This is a genomic window from Leptobacterium meishanense (assembly GCF_037645805.1).
Lineage (GTDB): Bacteria > Bacteroidota > Bacteroidia > Flavobacteriales > Flavobacteriaceae > Leptobacterium_A > Leptobacterium_A meishanense.
The window spans coordinates 188,473-207,627 of sequence record NZ_JBBEXE010000003.1; the positions used below are offsets into that span (position 1 = coordinate 188,473).

The window sequence follows — 19,155 nt, forward strand, 5'->3', positions numbered from 1 at the left end:
CAGGTTATTTTCCTGTTTTTTTAACAAGTGTTTCTACAAGGTTTTCAAGGTATTCAATTTTTTGAGTGTATTTTTCTTCAAATACTTGTTTGCCAAGATTTTCTATAAGCAATTTAAAATCGTCATTTTTTAATAATTGCTTTTTATTTCCCATAATATAGATCACAATATCCAGTGGGGTTATTTCAATAAACTTGTCTTTTATATTTGTATAGTATTGTACAGTTTCTTCTTTTATTATATTTTGCTCAGAGGGGTGCTCATTTTTATATGTATTTCCTCTCCCTGTCAACAACCAATCTTCCGTAACCCCAAAATAGGCACATAAAACTTTTGTGGTAGCAATATTGGGCTTTTGGTTTTTATTTATAATTCTACTTATGGTAGCCTGGGAAATCCCTGTTTCGCTAGCTACCCGATATGCTTTTACACCTTTTCTATGGATAAGGAAAGACAATCGCTCCCCTATAGTGTTCATTTTCATTTAATAAAGCAATAAGTTAAAGTAAAATGATAAAATTTTAAGCAAAATACTTGCATAATAATTCCAAATGAAATATTTTTATCTCACAATCCAAACAAATTTAGCAAAATGATAGCCAACTTTACCGAAGAAGCACAAAAAATACTTTACGGGTATGGAGATTGGGTAGGAAGAAAGCATCAATGTAGCGGGCAATATGTACGGCTTATTATAAAAGGAAAGCGAAATGTAAATACAGAAAAAGCAAAAAAAATTTACCAAGAATTAATAGAAATAATTGAAAGTAAATTATGAATTACGAATTGGGGAGTTGCAAATTAGAATGAGGAAAGAGGGGAAAGGAAAGAGCGAATAGTAAAGTTAAAGACTAATCAAAGAAAAAACTTTCAGCTTAAAGCTGTCAACTGTGAACTAGCGAAGAATGAAAAGGAAAGTGCGATTAGCGAAAAGAAAAAAGAACTATTTAACCCCTAAACTTTTAAACGAATAGACTATAAACTGGACAAGTGAATAGGAAATAGTGAGAAGGGACGAGTAAACAGAACAACTAAACCCTAAACAATTAAACTATAAAACTATAAAACCTTTTAACTAAAAACTAACAACAATGATACTCCGCATCAATCACACCCCGGAAATTAAAAACGAACAGCGTATGTATGAAATGATGGCCAGGAAGCTGCGAGAGCCCAAGCCTGTAGAGATTCTTTATGAAGAGGACAAGCAACGTTTGGTATGGGTAGATGGCAAGCGCAGGCGCCCTTTCAAGAGCCTTCCATGGAAGTACAAAGAATACCTTTATGAGGAAATGAAAAGGACACCTGAGGTTACGGTAAAATACCGACTTAAATATGAGGGCTACTCCTTAGACGAAGCTTTGGAGGCTTTTGCTATGGAAAAGATGGGCTTAGTTGCATAGGTTATAAAGAGGGTATCCAAAAAACATGTTTTTCTGTCAATTCGAGCGCAGTCGAGAATCATACGCAATTGAGAATCAAATATTTCGTCCCGATAGCTATCGGGACGCTCAATATGACATATTTAGAGTTTTTATGATTTTTCAGGCACCCTCTTTCTTCAATTCGGTATTTATCTGGTCAATATATGCCAGGAGTTCATCCCTTCCATTTTTGTTTAATGAAGAGGTAATGAAATGGTTTGGCATTTCTTCCCAGTGTTCTAACATTTTTGAAGTATACTGTTGGAGGTTCCGTTCAATGGCCCCGGGCTTTAATTTATCGGCTTTTGTAAAAACAATAGAAAAAGGGATATGGTTTTCGCCAAGCCATTGCATAAATTCCAGGTCGGTTTTTTGTGGGGCATGCCGTAAATCGATCAATACAAAAGCAGCGGCCAATTGCTTGCGTTTTTCAAAATATGTCGTGATAAGTTTTTGAAATGTTTTTTTGGCAGTTTTTGAAACACGTGCATATCCATATCCGGGTAGGTCTACTAGAAACCATTCATTATTTATTTTAAAATGGTTGATCAGTTGTGTTTTTCCCGGCCGGCCGGATGTTTTTGCCAGGTGCTTCCGCTCGGTAAGCATATTAATTAAGGATGATTTGCCAACATTTGACCTTCCAATGAAAGCATATTCCGGAATATGCTCTTTAGGGCATTTGTCCACATCAGAATTACTGATAATAAATTCCGCAGATTTAATTTTCATGAAAAGTGAATTACAAACCTCTCTTGGTCAACCATGCATCCAATAGCTGATTAAACTCCTTAGGATGTTCCATCATAGGGGCATGTCCACACTTATCAATCCAAAACAATTCAGAGTCAGGTAACAGTTGATGAAACTCTTCTGCTACATTAGGAGGAGTTACCGTGTCATTCCTGCCCCATATAATACAGGTAGGAGTGTGCATACTCGGCAGGTCCTTTGCCATATTGTGCCGTATGGCACTTTTGGCAATGGCAAGTGTTTTTATCAATTTATTCCGGTCATTTACGGTAGTATATACCTCATCTACAATTTCTTTGGTGGCTACCTCCGGATCATAAAAGACATCCTGACTTTTTTTCTTGATGAATTCATAGTCACTTCTTTTAGGGTAACCATCTCCCATAGCACTTTCATAAAGCCCGGAACTTCCGGTAATAACGAGGGCTTTTACCTTATCGGGGTATAATTTTGTGTGGAGCAGACCGATATGCCCGCCGAGAGAGTTTCCCAGTAGAATAACCTGATCTAAACCCTTGTGTTCAATAAACCGTTCAAGAAAAACAGCAAAGCTCTTTACATTTGTTTTTAATAGGGACATACCATAAACAGGCAGTTCAGGAATAAGGACTTTGTAGCCTTTTTTAGAGAAGTGGTCGGAAACTTCTTCAAAATTGCTCAACCCCCCCATAAGCCCATGCAAAATAATCATAGGGATGCCTTCGCCAACTTCCAGGTAACTAAACTTTTTTTCTTTCTTAATCCTATTGAGCATTTCAGGCCAGTTACAATTCTAAGGAAACAAATATAGGGATTTCAGTATTATATCATCCACTGTTTTTAAAATACACTAAAAAAGGGTTTTGACTTACGGAATTTCTTTCTCAAATTTTTTTTGATGAAGTTTTTAACATCTCAAAATGAGTGTTTTAATGCAGGTTAACCTTTAAAAGTTAAATTTTATCAACAAAGTGGTAAAATGTGGTAAAATGTGGTAAATATTTCCATATATTTGAAAAACGGATATCGTAAACCGAACAAAAACAGGTGAATACTTTTATAGGCACATATGAATGCAAAGCAGATGCGAAAGGGCGGATCATGATTCCTGTGGCTTTGAAAAACCAGCTTGTGCCCATGCTACAGAAAGGCTTTGTAATGAAGCGGGCGGTGTTTCAGCCATGTTTGGAACTATATCCTATGGATGAATGGAATGTGCTGATGGAAAAGGTAAACAAACTCAACCGGTTTAAAAAGAAGAACAATGATTTTATCAGAAGGTTTACGGCAGGTGTAAAAGTGGTGGAAGTAGATGCTGCAGGACGATTGCTCATTCCGAAAGATTTGGTTGATTTTGCAGGGATCCGAAAAGAAATTGTGGTTTCTTCTGCTATCAACATCATTGAGATATGGGATAAGAACAATTATGAACAGGCTATTGATGATGCTGCGGTTGATTTTGCGGATTTAGCCGAAGAAGTAATGGGAGGCGATGATACAGACGAATTATCATAACCCTGTATTGTTAAAAGAGTCAGTTGATGGATTGGCCATTAGAGAAGACGGCATATATGTAGATGTGACTTTTGGCGGCGGGGGCCATTCCAGAGAAATATTAAACCGATTGGGCAAAGAGGGCAAATTGTTTGCCTTTGACCAAGACAAAGATGCACAGGTGAATGCAATAGATGATAACCGGTTTAAGCTTATAAATGAGAATTTCAGGTTTATGAAACAGTATTTGAAATTCTATGGTGTAACAAAAGTAGACGGAATCCTAGGAGATTTGGGGGTGTCTTCGCACCAATTTGATGTAGCAGAAAGAGGTTTTTCAACGCGTTTTGAAGGTGATCTGGATATGCGAATGGATCAAAAAAATGCGCTTTCCGCTTACCATGTGATCAATGACTATGAAGAAAAGCACCTAAAAACTATTTTTTATACCTATGGCGAACTTAAGAATGCTAATGCACTGGCCGGTGCTATTATAAAAAAGAGAGGTGCTGCCCCTATAAAAACGTCCACAGAACTAAGGGAAGCCATAAATCACCTGTTGCCAAAACACAGGGAGTATAAGGTGCTGGCACAAGTCTATCAAGCTATTCGAATTGAAGTCAATCAAGAAATAACAGCATTAAAAACATTTTTAGAGCAAACCCCTGAAGTGCTTAAAAAAGGAGGAAGGTTGGCAATAATAAGCTATCATTCTTTAGAAGACCGCTTAGTAAAGCGGTTTATACGTGATGGAATGTTTGAAGGCACACCGGAAAAAGACCTTTATGGAAATGTGGAAGTACCTTTTAAAAAAATAGGCAAACTGATAACACCATCTGAAATAGAGATACAAGAAAACAATAGGGCGCGGAGCGCCAAATTAAGAATCGCGGAAAGGTTATGAAAAGAAACTTCATGGACATATTAAAAGGCAGGTTTCTTGTGAGCGAAGATGCAATAAAAAATTGGCGTTTTATCCTTTTTGCTTCTGTATTGGCAGTAATAATGATTGCCAGTGCCCATAGTGTGGACAAAAAAGTAATGCAAATAGCCAATTTAAATAATGAGGTAAAAGAATTGAAAAGTGAGTTTGTAGATGTCCGTTCGGCTTTACAAAAATTAAAATTAGAATCAACTGTTGCAGAAAGGGTGAGAGAAAAAGGTTTGTCACCTTCATCAACGCCACCTAAGAAAATAAAAATCGTTCAACAGAAATAAAAGTTACATGCCAACAACAGAAAAGAACATATTAAACAGGTTGTATTTTATAGCAGGCTGTATGTTCCTATTTGTGATTGCAGTAGCCGGAAAGCTTATATATATTCAAATAGCAGAAGGGAGTAAGTATAAAAAGCTAGCAGAAGAGCGGACGATCAAAAACTTTGTAATACCTGCTAACAGAGGCAATTTGTATGCTGATGATGGCAGTCTTTTGGCAACTTCCGTAACCCGGTATGATATCCGTTTTGACGCAGTAGCCCCTAAGGATAATGATTTTAAGGAACAACTACGGGGGCTATCTGACTCACTATCAAAAATGCTGGGCAAACCATCTTCATACTACCGGAATATATTTACAAAAGCACGTGTTACCAAGAACCGCTATTTGGCCATTACCAAAAACCTTAGCTATACGGAATATGTGCGGTTGAAAAAATTCCCTTTATTCAATTTAGGAACCTATAAAGGAGGGCTTATTACAGAGCAACGAACAGTGAGGGAACACCCGTTGGGAGATATAGCAGAACGTAGCGTAGGATATGAACGTTACAACGAAAAAGGAGAAGTGATCAGTGTAGGCCTTGAGGGGGCATTTAGTGATTATTTAAAAGGAAAGGAAGGTCAGCAATTGAAACAAAAAATTGCAAAAGGCCAATGGAAACCGATTAATGATGACAATGAGATAGAGCCTAAAGATGGATATGATGTTGTTTCTACCATTAATATAAATATCCAAGACATTACACACCACGCCCTGATGGAGCAGTTGCAAAAGTATGAAGCTGACCATGGGTCTGTAGTAGTGATGGAAGTAAAGACAGGGGAAATAAAAGCGATCTCTAACCTTGGAAAAGCAAAAGACGGAAATTATTACGAACGATTAAATTATGCCGTGGGGGAATCAGGGGAGCCAGGTTCTACCTTTAAACTGATGAGTTTGATTGCTGCGCTGGAAGATAAAGTAATAGACACTAGCTATACAGTGGACACTGAAAAGGGAGAAATTTCTTTTTATGGCAAAAAAGTCCGTGATTCTAAAAAAGGAGGATATGGGGTTATTTCAGCATCAGAAGCCTTTGAGGTATCTTCAAATGTAGGAATCGTAAAAATCATTGACGAATTCTATGGTGAAAACCCAAAAAAGTTTGTTGATCGCCTTTATAATATGGGGCTTAACGAACAATTAGGACTTTCTATAAAAGGAGAAGGAAAGCCATATATACCACATCCGAACGATAAGAAAAACTGGAGCGGCATCTCCTTACAATGGATGGCATACGGGTACGGAGTATCCCTTACACCACTACAGATATTGACCTTCTACAATGCCGTGGCCAATGACGGGGAAATGGTGAAGCCCCGATTGATAAAAGAAGTAAAAGAATGGGACAAACCGGTAATGCGTTTTGATAGAGAAGTGCTGAACCCATCGATATGTTCACAAGAAACGCTAGCTAAGGCAAAACAACTTTTGCGAAATGTAGTGGAAAAAAAACATGGAACCGGAAATGACCTGAATGTGCAAAATTTTCCAATTGCCGGAAAAACAGGAACTGCACAAAAAGACTATGCGAGCAGAGACTCAGACAAATTAAAATACATCTCTTCATTCGTTGGATATTTCCCGGCCGATAACCCTAAATATTCTTGTATAGTAGTTATCCACGAACCTGATAAAAGTAAAGGGTATTATGGTGCAGATGTGTCCGGTCCTGTATTTAAAAGCATTGCCCAAAAAATATACATAACAACACCCGCTGTTGATGTTATTGAAAAATTAGAAACCCGGAATATTAAAACTGATAAAGATTATGAGCAATACTATACAAGGATTCAGAAAGAATATCGGGCAGTTCCCAATGTGAAAGGGATGAGCGGAATGGATGCAGTTTCTTTATTAGAAAATTTAGGATTGAAAGTAAGTATAAAAGGAGGGAATGGGAAAGTAAAAAAACAATCGTTAGAAGCAGGAGAAAAAATTACACCCAATAAAACAATTGTACTGGAATTATCATGATGTTTTTAAAAGACATATTATATAAAGTGAGCATTAATGCTGTAGCAGGCAGTACAAACGTATATGTAAACGGACTTCATTTTGATTCTCGAAAGGTTTCATCAGATGATGTGTTTGTTGCAATAAAAGGAACTATAACAGACGGGCATCAGTACATAAAAAAAGCTATTGAATTAGGGGCGAAAGCAATTATCTGTGAGCAACTTCCTAATGACATTATTAATGGGGTCACCTATATTGAGGTAGCAGACAGTCAAACTGCCTTAGCTATAATGGCAGCCAACTATTATGAGAACCCATCTGATACTATACAGCTTATTGGAATAACAGGCACCAATGGAAAAACTACTGTTGCCACGTTGTTGTACCAATTGTTCAGAAAAGTAGGGTTTAAAGTAGGGCTTTTATCAACAGTAAGGATTTATATAGATGATACAGCATACGAAGCAACACATACGACTCCTGACTCGCTTGCTATAAATAAATACCTGAAAATGATGAATGATGCAGGGGTGAGCTATTGTTTTATGGAAGTGAGTTCACATGGCATTCATCAAAAAAGAACGGAAGGATTGCATTTTTCCGGTGGGATATTTACAAACATTACACAGGATCATTTAGATTACCATAAAACATTTGCAGCCTACAGAGATGTCAAAAAAACATTTTTTGACCAACTTCCGAAAACAGCTTTTGCCCTGACGAATATAGATGATAAGAACGGGTTGTTTATGGTGCAGAACACCAAAGCCAAAATATATAGCTATGCGTTAAAATCGTATGCAGATTTTAAAGGACAAGTCCTGGAAAATCAATTTGACGGATTGCTGTTAAAAATAAGGGAGCATGAAATATGGACAAAACTTATTGGGAGCTTCAATGCATATAACATTCTATGCATTTATGCTACTGCCAACATTTTAGGGTTGGATGTTCTAGAAACCCTTCGCTATATAAGTGAGCTGGATAGCGTAGCAGGTCGTTTTCAATACTTCGTCTCAAAAGAAAAAATAACCGCTATTGTTGATTATGCCCATACCCCTGATGCTTTGAAAAATGTATTGGAAACCATTAACAATATCCGAACAGGGAACGAAGAACTTATTACCGTTGTAGGATGTGGCGGTGACAGGGATAAAACAAAGCGTCCTGTAATGGCAAATATTGCTGCTACATTAAGCACTAAAGCCATTTTTACCTCTGACAACCCAAGGACCGAAGATGCCCAGGCCATTATTGATGATATGGAAGCAGGTGTGGCACCTCAGAACTATAAAAAAACCATGGCTGTGATCGATAGGAAACAAGCGATAAAAACGGCATGTCAGTTAGCAAATAATAAAGACATTATTCTCATTGCCGGTAAAGGGCACGAGACCTATCAGGAAACAAACGGAAAACGCATAGATTTTGACGATTACAAAATAGTAAAAGAAACATTGGCCCAACTAAATAAATGAAAATAAAGCGATGCTATATTATTTATTTGAATATATAGAAAAATATTACCAGTTCCCGGGAGCCGGACTGTTCCAGTTTATATCTTTCCGTGCGGCCATGTCGGCAATTCTGTCATTACTCATTGCCATTATCTATGGAAAAAGGATTATAAACTTTTTAAGAAAAAAGCAAGTAGGTGAAACCATTCGAGAACTTGGATTAAAAGGACAAAACGAAAAAGCCGGAACCCCTACCATGGGAGGGATCATTATTATCCTAGCAACCTTAATACCAGTATTGTTATTTGCAAAACTTGACAACGTATATATCCTTTTACTTATAGTTTCTACCCTTTGGATGGGAGCTATTGGTTTTATAGATGATTACATTAAAATATTCAAAAAAGATAAAGAAGGTCTTAAGGGGAAGTTTAAGGTTTTAGGACAGATAGGACTTGGGGTCATTGTTGGGACAACCCTTTATTTCCACCCTGGAGTTACTGTTAGAGAGGAACTCCCTTCTACAGATACGCAACGGGAAGTGATTATGAATACAGTGGACAAAAGAGAATTTGCTCCTGAAGAAAAATCAACCAAAACAACCATTCCATTCACCAAGAATAATGAGTTTGATTATACAACAATCATATCATGGATGGGAGATGAGTACAAAAAATATGCATGGCTCATATTCATCCCCTTAGTAATACTCATTGTAACAGCCGTATCAAATGGGGCAAACCTCACCGACGGCGTCGATGGGCTGGCTGCAGGATCATCTGCAATTATTGTACTCACATTAGGGATTTTCGCATGGGTATCTGGTAATATCATTTTCTCTAATTACCTCAATATTATGTACATCCCAAGAGTAGGAGAAATGACAATATATATCAGCGCATTTGTTGGGGCGTTGGTAGGATTCTTATGGTACAATACGTATCCGGCACAAGTATTTATGGGAGATACAGGGAGCCTTACGATAGGAGGTATCATAGCAGTAATAGCAGTGGCTGTTAGGAAAGAATTGCTAATACCACTTTTATGCGGGATTTTTTTAGCTGAAGTACTATCTGTAATGATACAGGTGAGCTATTTCAAACACACAAAGAAAAAGTACGGAGAAGGCAGGCGGGTATTTTTAATGTCACCATTGCACCATCATTATCAGAAAAAAGGATATCACGAAAGTAAGATCGTTACCCGGTTTTGGATTGTAGGGATTATGCTGGCCATATTCACAATTGTAACATTAAAATTGCGCTAAAAAAGGATTATGGAGAACAATGGTCCCGAGAGAAAAAAAAGACTGGTAATCTTAGGAGCAGGAGAAAGTGGTGTAGGGACAGCCATATTAGGAAAGAAAAAAGAGTATGAAGTATTCGTTTCTGACAAAGGAAACATAACAGAGAAATATAAAAACGTTCTTAAACATTTTGAGATTGATTGGGAAGAAGGGCATCATACAAAAGAAAAGATATTCAATGCCGATATAGTGATGAAGAGCCCCGGAATACCTGATACTATACCTTTAGTAGAAGAGTTACATAAAAGAGGTGTCCCTGTGATTTCTGAGATAGAATTTGCATCACAATACACGGATGCCCTCCTTATAGGAATAACAGGAAGTAATGGAAAAACAACAACTACCATGCTCACGTACCATATACTGGAACAAGCAGGCCTGGATGTTGGAATGGCTGGGAATATAGGAGATAGTTTTGCCCAAATGGTAGCTGAAACAGCCAAAGAGAACTATGTGCTTGAGGTAAGCAGCTTTCAACTGGACGGGACTATAAATTTTAAGCCCCATATTGCCGTAATCACCAATATCACTCCCGATCACCTAGACAGGTACGACAATAATTTTGAGAATTATATCAACTCAAAATTTAGAATAACAATGAACCAGACAGCGGAAGACTACCTTATCTATGATGCAGATGATGACGTAATAACCGAATGGTTGGCCGATCATAAAACAAAAGCAGTACACATTCCTTTTTCAATTAACAAAAAGTTAGAAAGAGGGATTTATTTAGAAAATAAAAACATAATAGTAAAGATTTCAGAGAAACCCTATACAATGGCAACAGAAACAATAGCCTTAGAAGGCAAGCACAACATTAAAAATGCGATGGCGGCATCAGCAGTAGCACATATATTGAGAATAAGGAAACAAACCATTCGCGAAAGCCTTGAGAATTTTCAAGGAGCTGAACACCGTTTAGAAAAAACATTTAAGATCAATAAGGTGCAGTATATTAACGATTCCAAAGCAACAAACGTGAATGCAACTTATTATGCATTGGATAGTATGACCCGCCCTACAGTGTGGATTGTTGGTGGTGAAGATAAAGGGAACGACTATACCTCATTAATGCCATTGGTACGAGAAAAAGTAAAAGCGATTATTTGTTTGGGACTGGATAATTCAAAAATAATAGAAGCTTTTGGAAACATTACAGACCTCATGATAGAAACCTTCTCCATGGAAGAAGCTGTAAAAGTAGCTTACAATATAGCTGAAAAGGGAGATAATGTGCTATTATCCCCTGCATGTGCCAGCTTTGACCTTTTTAAGAATTATGAGGACAGGGGGCAACAGTTCAAGGAAGCAATAAGGAAATTATAATTTACACAAATACTGCATGAATACCATTTTTAAAAATATAAAAGGAGACAAGGCTATCTGGGCTGTAGTAGCGCTACTTGCTGTATTTTCCTTTTTGCCGGTGTATAGCGCCAGTACTAATTTGGTATATGTAGTAGGAAATGGAACAACCATTGGGCACTTGTTAAAACACGGTATGTTATTGTTGTTAGGGTTTACGATCATTTATGCCGTACATAAAATACCCTATCGTTACTTCAGTGGATTGTCCATTATAGCATTGCCTGTAGTATTGTTTTTATTGATTTATACCTTGGCACAAGGAACCGTTATCAATGGTGCCAATGCCAGCAGATGGATCCGCGTTCCTTTTGTAGGCGTTACCTTCCAAACATCTACACTAGCCTCTGTAGTATTACTAATATATGTAGCAAGGTACTTGTCAAAAATAAAAGATCGTGATGTAACATTTAAAGAAACCATTTTGCCATTATGGACTCCTGTGTTCATTGTATTGGCATTAATATTACCTGCAAATTTTTCTACAACTGCCATCATTTTTGCTATGGTATTAATGCTTTGTTTTATAGGAAGTTATCCTTTAAAATACATAATGAGCATAGTAGGTATAGGGTTGTTGACATTAATAATGTTTGTGCTTACAGCTAAGGCGCTTCCAGGGGTATTTCCCAATCGAGTGGATACCTGGGTGAGCCGGATAGAAAATTTTGTAGATAAAGAAGACACTGAAGCAGATTATCAGGTAGAAAAAGCCAAAATAGCCATTGCTACCGGCGGAGTAGTAGGTTTAGGGGCAGGAAAGAGTGTGATGAAGAATTTCCTACCACAAAGTTCTTCTGATTTTATCTATGCCATAATTGTAGAAGAATATGGGTTGGCAGGAGGATTAATTTTAATGTTCTTATATGCATTATTGCTTTTCCGGATAATCGTTGTGGCACATAAGGCTGAGACAGTATTTGGGAAATTGTTGGTTATAGGTGTTGGACTTCCCATTGTTTTTCAGGCACTTATCAATATGGCAGTTGCTGTAGAATTGTTTCCTGTTACCGGCCAAACATTACCACTGATAAGCAGTGGAGGAACTTCCATATGGATGACCTGTATGGCATTGGGAATTGTACTTAGTGTAAGTGCCAAACGACAAGAAGTAATAGAAGAAACTGAAAACGAAACACAAGAAATACATCCATTAGATATTTTAAGTGAGCAATTATAAATTCATAATATCAGGAGGTGGAACAGGCGGGCATATTTACCCGGCCATAGCTATTGCCAATGAGTTAAAACTCCGTTTTCCAAAAGCAGAGATTCTATTTGTAGGAGCAAAAGGAAAGATGGAAATGGAGAAAGTTCCTCAGGCCGGATATGCTATTGAAGGTCTTTGGATATCAGGGATCCAACGTAAGCTCACCCTAAAAAACCTTTCTTTTCCGTTCAAACTGATAAGCAGCCTGTGGAAAGCCCGGAAAATAATAACCAGAGAAAACCCAAGCATAGTTATTGGTACAGGTGGATATGCCAGTGGGCCATTGTTGTACAAAGCGGCTAAGAAAAACATTTCATGTGTATTGCAAGAGCAGAATTCCTATCCCGGTATTACTAACAAGATGCTTGCTAAGAAAGCAAAGAAAATATGTGTGGCATATGATGGGTTGGAACGGTATTTTCCGGCAGATAAAATTGTTAAAACCGGAAACCCGGTTCGTGCAAGCCTTTTAGAAATAGCATCAAAAACTGAAGAAGCCAAAACATATTTCGATTTAGACAAACATAAAAAGACAGTATTGGTAATAGGTGGAAGTCAAGGTGCCAGAAGGATAAATCAATTGATAGCGAAAGAGTTGAATTTTTTTGAAACATACAATACACAACTGATTTGGCAATGTGGAGAGCTGTATTACAATGATTATAAAAAATACAATAAAGAGCAGGTACATGTACACCAGTTTATCAATCAAATGGACTTAGCATATGCCGCAGCGGATATTATCATATCGCGGGCAGGGGCCGGTGCAGTTTCTGAGTTGTGTATTGTAGGGAAGCCGGTCATTTTTATTCCGTCGCCCAATGTCGCGGAAGACCATCAAACAAAAAATGCAAAAGCAATTGAAGATAAGCAAGCAGCGATGCTTATTAAAGAACCAGACCTAGAAACTTCTTTTGAGCCCGTATTCTCAAAATTAATTCAGTCAGAAGAAATGCAAGAAAAATTAGGAGAAAACATTAAGAAGCTGGCTCTGCCGGAAGCTACCAAACATATTGTAGACGAAATAGAAAAACTATTATAAATTGAACTTGAAAAACGTACATAATATTTATTTTATAGGCATTGGAGGTATCGGAATGTCTGCCTTGGCACGTTATTTCAAGCAAATGAACAAGAATGTGGCCGGTTATGACCGTACGGCCACCACCATTACTTCCGAACTTATAAAATTGGGCATTCCTATCCATTTTCAAGACGATATAAGCTTGGTTCCTTCCATGTACAAAGATCCGGAAAATAGCATTGTAGTTTATACGCCTGCGATACCTTCTAGTCATTCCGAGTTAACATACTTCATAAACAATGGTTACAAAATCTATAAACGCTCAGAAGTTCTGGGAGCCATCACCAAAAACTCTTTTTGCTTTGCTGTAGCCGGAACACACGGAAAAACAACAACTTCGTCCATTTTGGCACACATACTCAATGAGACAGGAACTCCCTTAACAGCGTTCTTGGGTGGTGTGTCTGAAAATTTTAATAGCAATTTCCTTTTTGAAGGAGAGGAGGTAACCGTTGTGGAAGCAGATGAATATGATCGTTCTTTTCTCCAATTATCGCCCGATATAGCATGTATTACCTCAATGGATGCAGACCATTTGGACATCTATGGAGAAAAATCGGCATTAGAACAATCCTTTCAGGAATTTGCCAATAAGCTGAAACCAAAAGGAAAATTATTCATAAGAAAAGGGTTGCCCATAAAAGGCATTACATATGGAATCGAAGACGGTTCCGACTACTGTATAAAGAATTTGAAGATCAAAAATGCGACCTACGTTTTTGATGTGGTAACGCCCGAAACAATTGTTCGGGACGTTGAGTTTAACAAGCCAGGACATCATAACTTGTTAAACAGTTTAGTAGCTTTTGCGATGGCGGCACAGTTAGGCAATTCAACTGGCCGTCTCGCTGAAGCACTAAAAACATTTAAAGGTGTGAAGCGCCGTTTTTCATATCACCTTCAAACCGAGGAAAAGATATTAATTGATGATTATGCACATCACCCTACAGAAATAGATGCAGTATATACAGCTATTAAAGAAATGCACCCTGAAAAGAAAACACTTGCTATTTTCCAGCCGCATTTATATAGCAGGACCCGTGATTTTGCAGATGAGTTTGCACAGAGCCTTTCTAAATTTGATGAAGTGATCCTCTTGGACATTTACCCGGCCAGGGAACTGCCTATAGAAGGGGTTAGTGCAACATGGTTATTGGAAAAAATAAAGAATAACAGCAAAAAACTATTATCCAAGGAAGCATTGCCAAAAATTGTTGCAGAGACAGAAGCTCAAATTATACTGACCATTGGGGCGGGCGATATAGGAGAAGAAGTGGAAACTATAAAAAAAGCATGGACACATGAAGTTTAAATGGAATTATATAAAAGGAGGGGCACTCCTTATAATTATTGTGTTCCTATATTCATTCGCAAATGAAAGAAATGAAGGACGCATAGTGTCTAAAATAAATATAGCATTTTTAGATAAAAATGACTTGTTCATTACTTATCCCGCAGTTAATAAATTGTTAATACAAAATGACGATACTGTTACGAGCATAACCAAAGAAAAAGTAGTTTTGAATAAGTTAGAAGCTGCCCTAAATGCTAACCAAATGATCCAGGAAGCCCATGTTTATTATACTATAAACGGGGAACTCGGAGCTACTGTAAAACAACGGACACCTATTGCACGTGTAGGTGGGGAAACACCTTATTACATAGATATAAAAGGTGGAGCAATGCCATTATCGCCTGTTTTTTCGGCGAGGGTCCCATTGGTAACAGGAAAATATGAAAAAGACAATATAGACAATGTTTATAAATTGGCTAAGTACATTTATGAAGATCCTTTTTTAAATAAAAATGTGATTGGGATTCATCGGTCAAAAGACCAATTTGAATTAAGGTTAAGGGCAGATAGCTTTATTATAAATTTTGGAAAGGCGGCTAACATAGATGAGAAATTTAAAAACTTTAAAGCCTTTTATCAAAAAGCATTAAAAGATGGAACGCTGGATATATACAATACTGTGAATTTACAATATAACAACCAGGTAGTGTGCACTAAAAAGTAAATTATGGAACACAATCAATATGCAGTAGGCTTAGATATAGGAACCACTAAAATAGTGGCTATGATTGGCCGACAAAATGAGTATGGGAAAATAGAAATCCTTGGAATAGGAAAATCGAAAAGCCTTGGTGTACATAGAGGGGTTGTCAATAACATTACACAAACAATACAATCTATACAGCAAGCTGTGCAAGAAGCAGAAAATGTGTCCGGGCATAAAATACATGATGTGGTAGTAGGGATTGCCGGGCAACATATACGGAGCCTTCAGCATAGTGATTACATTACAAGGCCCAACTCTGATGAGGTAATTAATGAAGATGACGTTGACAAACTTTGCAATCAGGTGTATAAGCTGGTGATGCTTCCTGGAGAAGAAATCATTCATGTATTGCCTCAAGAATACAAAGTAGATGGACAAGCCGAAATAAAAGAACCTATAGGAATGTATGGAGGCCGGCTCGAAGCTAACTTTCATGTAGTAGTAGGGCAGGTATCTTCTATAAGGAACATAGGAAGATGTGTGAAAAGTGCCGGTTTAGATTTAGCAGGGATTACATTGGAACCATTGGCTTCAGCCAATGCAGTACTTAGCCAAGAAGAAAAAGAAGCAGGAGTGGCATTGATAGATATAGGAGGAGGAACTACTGACCTAGCTATTTTTAAAGACGGTATTATCCGGCATACTGCAGTTATTCCATTTGGCGGAAATGTAATTACGGAAGACATTAAAGAAGGATGCTCCATTATAGAAAAACAAGCAGAATTACTGAAGATCAAGTTTGGTTCTGCATGGCCAGGAGAAAACAAAGACAACGAAATTGTTTCTATTCCAGGACTCAGGGGGAGGGAACCAAAAGAGATCACATTAAAAAACCTTTCAAAAGTCATTCATGCCCGAGTAGTGGAGATTATTGAGCAGGTATATATGGAAATCAAAAATTATGGGCATGAAGAGCAAAAGAAAAAATTAATTGCAGGAATTGTGCTCACGGGGGGTGGAAGCCAGTTAAAACATTTAAAACAATTGGTAGAATATATAACCGGTATGGATACACGTATTGGATATCCCAATGAACACTTAGCAGGCGATTCCGATACAGAAACTGCTAGCCCAATGTATGCAACAGCAGTAGGGTTAGTAATGAATGCCTTTAAAAGGCAGCATAAGGAAACCGAATATACGAATACCGATGAAGAAACTTCTGAAGAGGCAGTTTCAGGAGAACAACAAGTAGGTAAAACCGCAACAATCCCCAAAAAAGAACGAAAATCTATTTTTGAAAAGTGGTCAGAAAAATTAAAAGATTTTTTAGATAACGCAGAATAATACAAAACCAGTAAATTAAAGTTATGAGTAGTCACGCAGATTTAGGAAACATTTCATTTGATTTGCCCAAAAACCAGAGCAATGTAATTAAAGTCATCGGAGTTGGTGGTGGTGGAAGCAATGCCATCAACCATATGTTCCAGCAAGGTATAAAAGGAGTTGACTTTGTAATATGTAATACAGATGCCCAGGCACTTGAAAACAGTTCGATTCCAAATAAAATACAATTGGGCGTGTCACTTACTGAAGGGCTGGGTGCAGGGGCCAATCCTGATGTAGGAGAACAAGCAGCAATAGAAAGTTTGGAAGACATAAAAACAATGCTCGACAGCAATACAAAAATGGTGTTTATAACGGCCGGAATGGGTGGGGGAACAGGTACTGGTGCTGCTCCGATCCTTGCAAAAATGGCTAAAGACATGGATATCCTTACTGTAGGAATTGTGACTATTCCATTTCAGTTTGAAGGTAAGATGCGTATTGGGCAAGCCGAAAAAGGCGTGGAGAACCTGCGAACACATGTTGATTCATTGATTGTTATCAATAATAACAAATTAAGAGAAGTATATGGAAACTTAGGTTTTAAAGCGGGCTTTTCCAAAGCTGATGAAGTATTGGCTACAGCAGCTCGAGGTATTGCAGAAGTTATAACACACCATTATACCCAAAATATTGATTTGCGTGATGCAAAAACAGTACTGTCAAATAGTGGCACGGCTATTATGGGTTCTGCAACAGCATCAGGGGCCAATAGGGGGCAAGATGCTATTATGAAAGCATTGGACTCTCCATTACTCAATGACAATAAAATAACAGGCGCAAAAAATGTGCTGCTGCTCATTGTTTCCGGAACAGAAGAGATCACCATTGATGAAATAGGCGAGATCAATGACCACATTCAGGATGAGGCAGGCTACGGGGCCAATATCATTATGGGAGTGGGAGAAGATGAAGCACTGGGAGATGCAATCTCCGTTACAGTAATAGCTACTGGGTTTAATGCAGAACAACAACACGAAATAGTGAACACAGAAGCTAAAAAAATAATCCATACACTAGAGGATGAGCAAAAAGCAACGCAAGACTTATCCCTTGAATCAAAAAGATTGGTCAGCTTCGAAGAAGATGAAGGAGCTTTAAATGAAAATACCGAAGCAATTATTAAGCATACATTGGTAGAAGAAACTGCTGAGCTAGTGTTAATCCCCACATCAGAATTAATTAAAGAGATTAGCGTGGTATATGAAGAGGTATTGCCTGAACAAGACGATTTCATAATTGTAGACACTACACCAAAAATAAAAGATATTGAAGTAATAGATGCGGAAGCGATCGATATAGAAAAAGACAAAAACCAGACCATGTTGGCTTTTGATATGCCAATTAGTACAAATGAAGAGGACGAGAAAGAACATACTGTTTCATTTGACCTTTCTGACGATGTAAATGATTATGAAGTTAAAGATGCTGTAGAGATTATTCCGGTAACCGAATATTCCGATGAAGGAGAGCGGAGATATAGCCTTGATGATTACATGGAAGATAAAAAGGACCCTGACGGAACAAAAACTCAAAAAGAGAAAGCGGAAGTGATAGAAGAAGCGTTGGTTTTTGAGAAGAAAATTGTTGCTGAGACCAAGCCAGCTATAGAAGAAGAAAAAGCGATAGATCCTATGACTAGCTCAATAGAAGAAACACTCTTAATGAGGGCTGAAGAAAGAAGAAAAAAACTGAAAGAGTTTAATTATAAATTCCAGAACAACATCTCAAAAATAGAGGAGATAGAAAAACAACCTGCATATAAAAGGATGGGAATAGAGCTTGAGGATAAGAAAGAAGGGAATGATCCTTCCAGGACATCGCTGGGAACTGACAGTAATGATGAAATGCAATTGCGTTCTAACAATTCTTTTTTGCATGATAATGTAGATTGATTAATACAAAAAAGACCATTCAACCTAATCCTACTGATACATGCTTTTTTAACCCGAAACTATAAAAGGTTTCGGGTTATTTAGTATCTTCGCATTCCAAAATAAAAATTAGGAAATGAGCTTACAGGAACAGATCATGGGAGAAATGAAGGCAGCAATGCGATCAAAAAATACTGTTGCCTTAGAAGCATTACGAGCGATAAAATCGGCTATCCTTCTGGCAAAAACAGAGACTGGCGCCAAAGAAGAATTAAGTAAAGAAGAAGAGATAAAACTGCTTCAGAAACTGGTGAAACAAAGAAAGGACAGTGCCGCTATATATGAAGAACAAGGACGGGAAGATTTAGCAGCTCCTGAGATAGCGCAAGCAAACGTTATAGAAAAATTTCTACCTGAACAATTAAGTGAAGAAGAAATAGCTGAAATAGTAACTAAAGTTATTGCTGAAACAAGTGCAGAAGGGATGAAAGATATGGGAAAAGTAATGGGCGCAGTTACAAAAACATTGGCAGGGAAAGCAGATGGTAAAACCATTTCTACGATAGTAAAACAAAAATTAGGGTAAATATTAACATATAA

General features: G+C 37.6%; 19 protein-coding genes. 16 read left to right on the forward strand and 3 right to left on the reverse strand.

Features of this window, described 5'->3' with window-relative positions:
• Positions 1-4: 4 nt before the first annotated feature.
• Positions 5-484: a helix-turn-helix domain-containing protein gene (locus tag WBG21_RS05050; RefSeq protein WP_340075458.1), complete on the reverse strand. Its 480-nt coding sequence runs from the start codon at positions 482-484 to the stop codon at positions 5-7.
• Positions 485-592: 108 nt separating this feature from the next.
• On the opposite strand from WBG21_RS05050, the gene WBG21_RS05055 reads away from it, so the two are divergent.
• Complete coding sequence (locus tag WBG21_RS05055) at positions 593-778, forward strand: hypothetical protein (protein WP_340075460.1); 186 nt, start codon at positions 593-595, stop codon at positions 776-778.
• Positions 779-1,091: 313 nt separating this feature from the next.
• Positions 1,092-1,403 carry a hypothetical protein gene (locus tag WBG21_RS05060; RefSeq protein ID WP_340074309.1) on the forward strand — a complete coding sequence of 104 codons (312 nt, stop codon included), beginning with the start codon at positions 1,092-1,094 and terminating at the stop codon, positions 1,401-1,403.
• Positions 1,404-1,544: 141 nt separating this feature from the next.
• Here WBG21_RS05060 and yihA read toward each other — a convergent pair whose 3' ends face one another.
• Positions 1,545-2,156, reverse strand: coding sequence for a ribosome biogenesis GTP-binding protein YihA/YsxC (gene yihA, locus WBG21_RS05065; protein WP_340075462.1), 612 nt, complete (start codon positions 2,154-2,156; stop codon positions 1,545-1,547).
• A 10-nt stretch (positions 2,157-2,166) separates the two neighbouring features.
• Entirely contained in the window at positions 2,167-2,931 is a 765-nt protein-coding gene (locus WBG21_RS05070) for an alpha/beta fold hydrolase (protein WP_340075464.1), read from the reverse strand.
• A 272-nt stretch (positions 2,932-3,203) separates the two neighbouring features.
• Here WBG21_RS05070 and mraZ point away from each other — a divergent pair, with 272 nt between their 5' ends.
• From mraZ to WBG21_RS05140, 14 genes are all read left to right on the forward strand, one after another.
• Positions 3,204-3,671, forward strand: coding sequence for a division/cell wall cluster transcriptional repressor MraZ (gene mraZ / locus WBG21_RS05075; RefSeq protein ID WP_340075466.1), 468 nt, complete (start codon positions 3,204-3,206; stop codon positions 3,669-3,671).
• Complete coding sequence (gene rsmH / locus WBG21_RS05080; protein WP_340075468.1) at positions 3,649-4,554, forward strand: 16S rRNA (cytosine(1402)-N(4))-methyltransferase RsmH; 906 nt, start codon at positions 3,649-3,651, stop codon at positions 4,552-4,554. Before mraZ ends, rsmH begins: the two co-directional genes overlap by 23 nt.
• A complete protein-coding gene (locus WBG21_RS05085; protein ID WP_340075470.1) occupies positions 4,551-4,868 on the forward strand; it encodes an FtsL-like putative cell division protein in 318 nt (105 codons plus the stop codon). Before rsmH ends, WBG21_RS05085 begins: the two co-directional genes overlap by 4 nt.
• Positions 4,869-4,875: 7 nt before the next feature.
• Positions 4,876-6,888, forward strand: coding sequence for a penicillin-binding protein (locus WBG21_RS05090; protein ID WP_340075472.1), 2,013 nt, complete (start codon positions 4,876-4,878; stop codon positions 6,886-6,888).
• Positions 6,885-8,348, forward strand: coding sequence for a UDP-N-acetylmuramoyl-L-alanyl-D-glutamate--2,6-diaminopimelate ligase (locus tag WBG21_RS05095; RefSeq protein WP_340075474.1), 1,464 nt, complete (start codon positions 6,885-6,887; stop codon positions 8,346-8,348). The genes WBG21_RS05090 and WBG21_RS05095 overlap by 4 nt, the downstream gene beginning before the upstream one ends.
• A gap of 10 nt (positions 8,349-8,358) precedes the next feature.
• Positions 8,359-9,594: a phospho-N-acetylmuramoyl-pentapeptide-transferase gene (gene mraY / locus WBG21_RS05100; RefSeq protein ID WP_340075476.1), complete on the forward strand. Its 1,236-nt coding sequence runs from the start codon at positions 8,359-8,361 to the stop codon at positions 9,592-9,594.
• Between the two features lie 9 nt (positions 9,595-9,603).
• On the forward strand, positions 9,604-10,962 hold the full coding sequence (murD, locus tag WBG21_RS05105; protein WP_340075478.1) for a UDP-N-acetylmuramoyl-L-alanine--D-glutamate ligase: 1,359 nt from the start codon (positions 9,604-9,606) through the stop codon (positions 10,960-10,962).
• Between the two features lie 16 nt (positions 10,963-10,978).
• Entirely contained in the window at positions 10,979-12,181 is a 1,203-nt protein-coding gene (locus WBG21_RS05110; protein ID WP_340075479.1) for an FtsW/RodA/SpoVE family cell cycle protein, read from the forward strand.
• On the forward strand, positions 12,168-13,253 hold the full coding sequence (gene murG / locus WBG21_RS05115) for an undecaprenyldiphospho-muramoylpentapeptide beta-N-acetylglucosaminyltransferase (protein ID WP_340075481.1): 1,086 nt from the start codon (positions 12,168-12,170) through the stop codon (positions 13,251-13,253). Before WBG21_RS05110 ends, murG begins: the two co-directional genes overlap by 14 nt.
• Position 13,254: 1 nt before the next feature.
• The gene (gene murC, locus WBG21_RS05120; RefSeq protein WP_340075483.1) at positions 13,255-14,607 is read left to right on the forward strand and encodes a UDP-N-acetylmuramate--L-alanine ligase; all 1,353 of its coding nucleotides are present in this window, start codon (positions 13,255-13,257) and stop codon (positions 14,605-14,607) included.
• Complete coding sequence (locus WBG21_RS05125; RefSeq protein WP_340075485.1) at positions 14,597-15,313, forward strand: cell division protein FtsQ/DivIB; 717 nt, start codon at positions 14,597-14,599, stop codon at positions 15,311-15,313. The genes murC and WBG21_RS05125 overlap by 11 nt, the downstream gene beginning before the upstream one ends.
• A 3-nt stretch (positions 15,314-15,316) precedes the next feature.
• Positions 15,317-16,642: a cell division protein FtsA gene (gene ftsA, locus WBG21_RS05130; RefSeq protein WP_340075487.1), complete on the forward strand. Its 1,326-nt coding sequence runs from the start codon at positions 15,317-15,319 to the stop codon at positions 16,640-16,642.
• A gap of 23 nt (positions 16,643-16,665) precedes the next feature.
• The gene (gene ftsZ / locus WBG21_RS05135) at positions 16,666-18,576 is read left to right on the forward strand and encodes a cell division protein FtsZ (protein WP_340075489.1); all 1,911 of its coding nucleotides are present in this window, start codon (positions 16,666-16,668) and stop codon (positions 18,574-18,576) included.
• Positions 18,577-18,691: 115 nt separating this feature from the next.
• Positions 18,692-19,141 carry a GatB/YqeY domain-containing protein gene (locus WBG21_RS05140; protein WP_340075491.1) on the forward strand — a complete coding sequence of 150 codons (450 nt, stop codon included), beginning with the start codon at positions 18,692-18,694 and terminating at the stop codon, positions 19,139-19,141.
• Positions 19,142-19,155 lie beyond the last annotated feature (14 nt).

Excerpts from the sequence above, each read along its gene's own strand:
- murD (WP_340075478.1), top strand. The coding sequence starts at position 9,604 with ATGGAGAACAATGGTCCCGAGAGAAAAAAAAGACTGGTAATCTTAGGA.
- WBG21_RS05125 (WP_340075485.1), top strand. The coding sequence starts at position 14,597 with ATGAAGTTTAAATGGAATTATATAAAAGGAGGGGCACTCCTTATAATT.
- ftsZ (WP_340075489.1), top strand. The coding sequence starts at position 16,666 with ATGAGTAGTCACGCAGATTTAGGAAACATTTCATTTGATTTGCCCAAA.
- WBG21_RS05090 (WP_340075472.1), top strand. The coding sequence starts at position 4,876 with ATGCCAACAACAGAAAAGAACATATTAAACAGGTTGTATTTTATAGCA.
- yihA (WP_340075462.1), bottom strand. The coding sequence starts at position 2,156 with ATGAAAATTAAATCTGCGGAATTTATTATCAGTAATTCTGATGTGGAC.
- WBG21_RS05050 (WP_340075458.1), bottom strand. The coding sequence starts at position 484 with ATGAAAATGAACACTATAGGGGAGCGATTGTCTTTCCTTATCCATAGA.
- ftsA (WP_340075487.1), top strand. The coding sequence starts at position 15,317 with ATGGAACACAATCAATATGCAGTAGGCTTAGATATAGGAACCACTAAA.
- WBG21_RS05060 (WP_340074309.1), top strand. The coding sequence starts at position 1,092 with ATGATACTCCGCATCAATCACACCCCGGAAATTAAAAACGAACAGCGT.
- WBG21_RS05110 (WP_340075479.1), top strand. The coding sequence starts at position 10,979 with ATGAATACCATTTTTAAAAATATAAAAGGAGACAAGGCTATCTGGGCT.
- WBG21_RS05070 (WP_340075464.1), bottom strand. The coding sequence starts at position 2,931 with ATGCTCAATAGGATTAAGAAAGAAAAAAAGTTTAGTTACCTGGAAGTT.
- mraY (WP_340075476.1), top strand. The coding sequence starts at position 8,359 with ATGCTATATTATTTATTTGAATATATAGAAAAATATTACCAGTTCCCG.
- WBG21_RS05055 (WP_340075460.1), top strand. The coding sequence starts at position 593 with ATGATAGCCAACTTTACCGAAGAAGCACAAAAAATACTTTACGGGTAT.
- rsmH (WP_340075468.1), top strand. The coding sequence starts at position 3,649 with ATGATACAGACGAATTATCATAACCCTGTATTGTTAAAAGAGTCAGTT.
- WBG21_RS05095 (WP_340075474.1), top strand. The coding sequence starts at position 6,885 with ATGATGTTTTTAAAAGACATATTATATAAAGTGAGCATTAATGCTGTA.
- WBG21_RS05085 (WP_340075470.1), top strand. The coding sequence starts at position 4,551 with ATGAAAAGAAACTTCATGGACATATTAAAAGGCAGGTTTCTTGTGAGC.
- WBG21_RS05140 (WP_340075491.1), top strand. The coding sequence starts at position 18,692 with ATGAGCTTACAGGAACAGATCATGGGAGAAATGAAGGCAGCAATGCGA.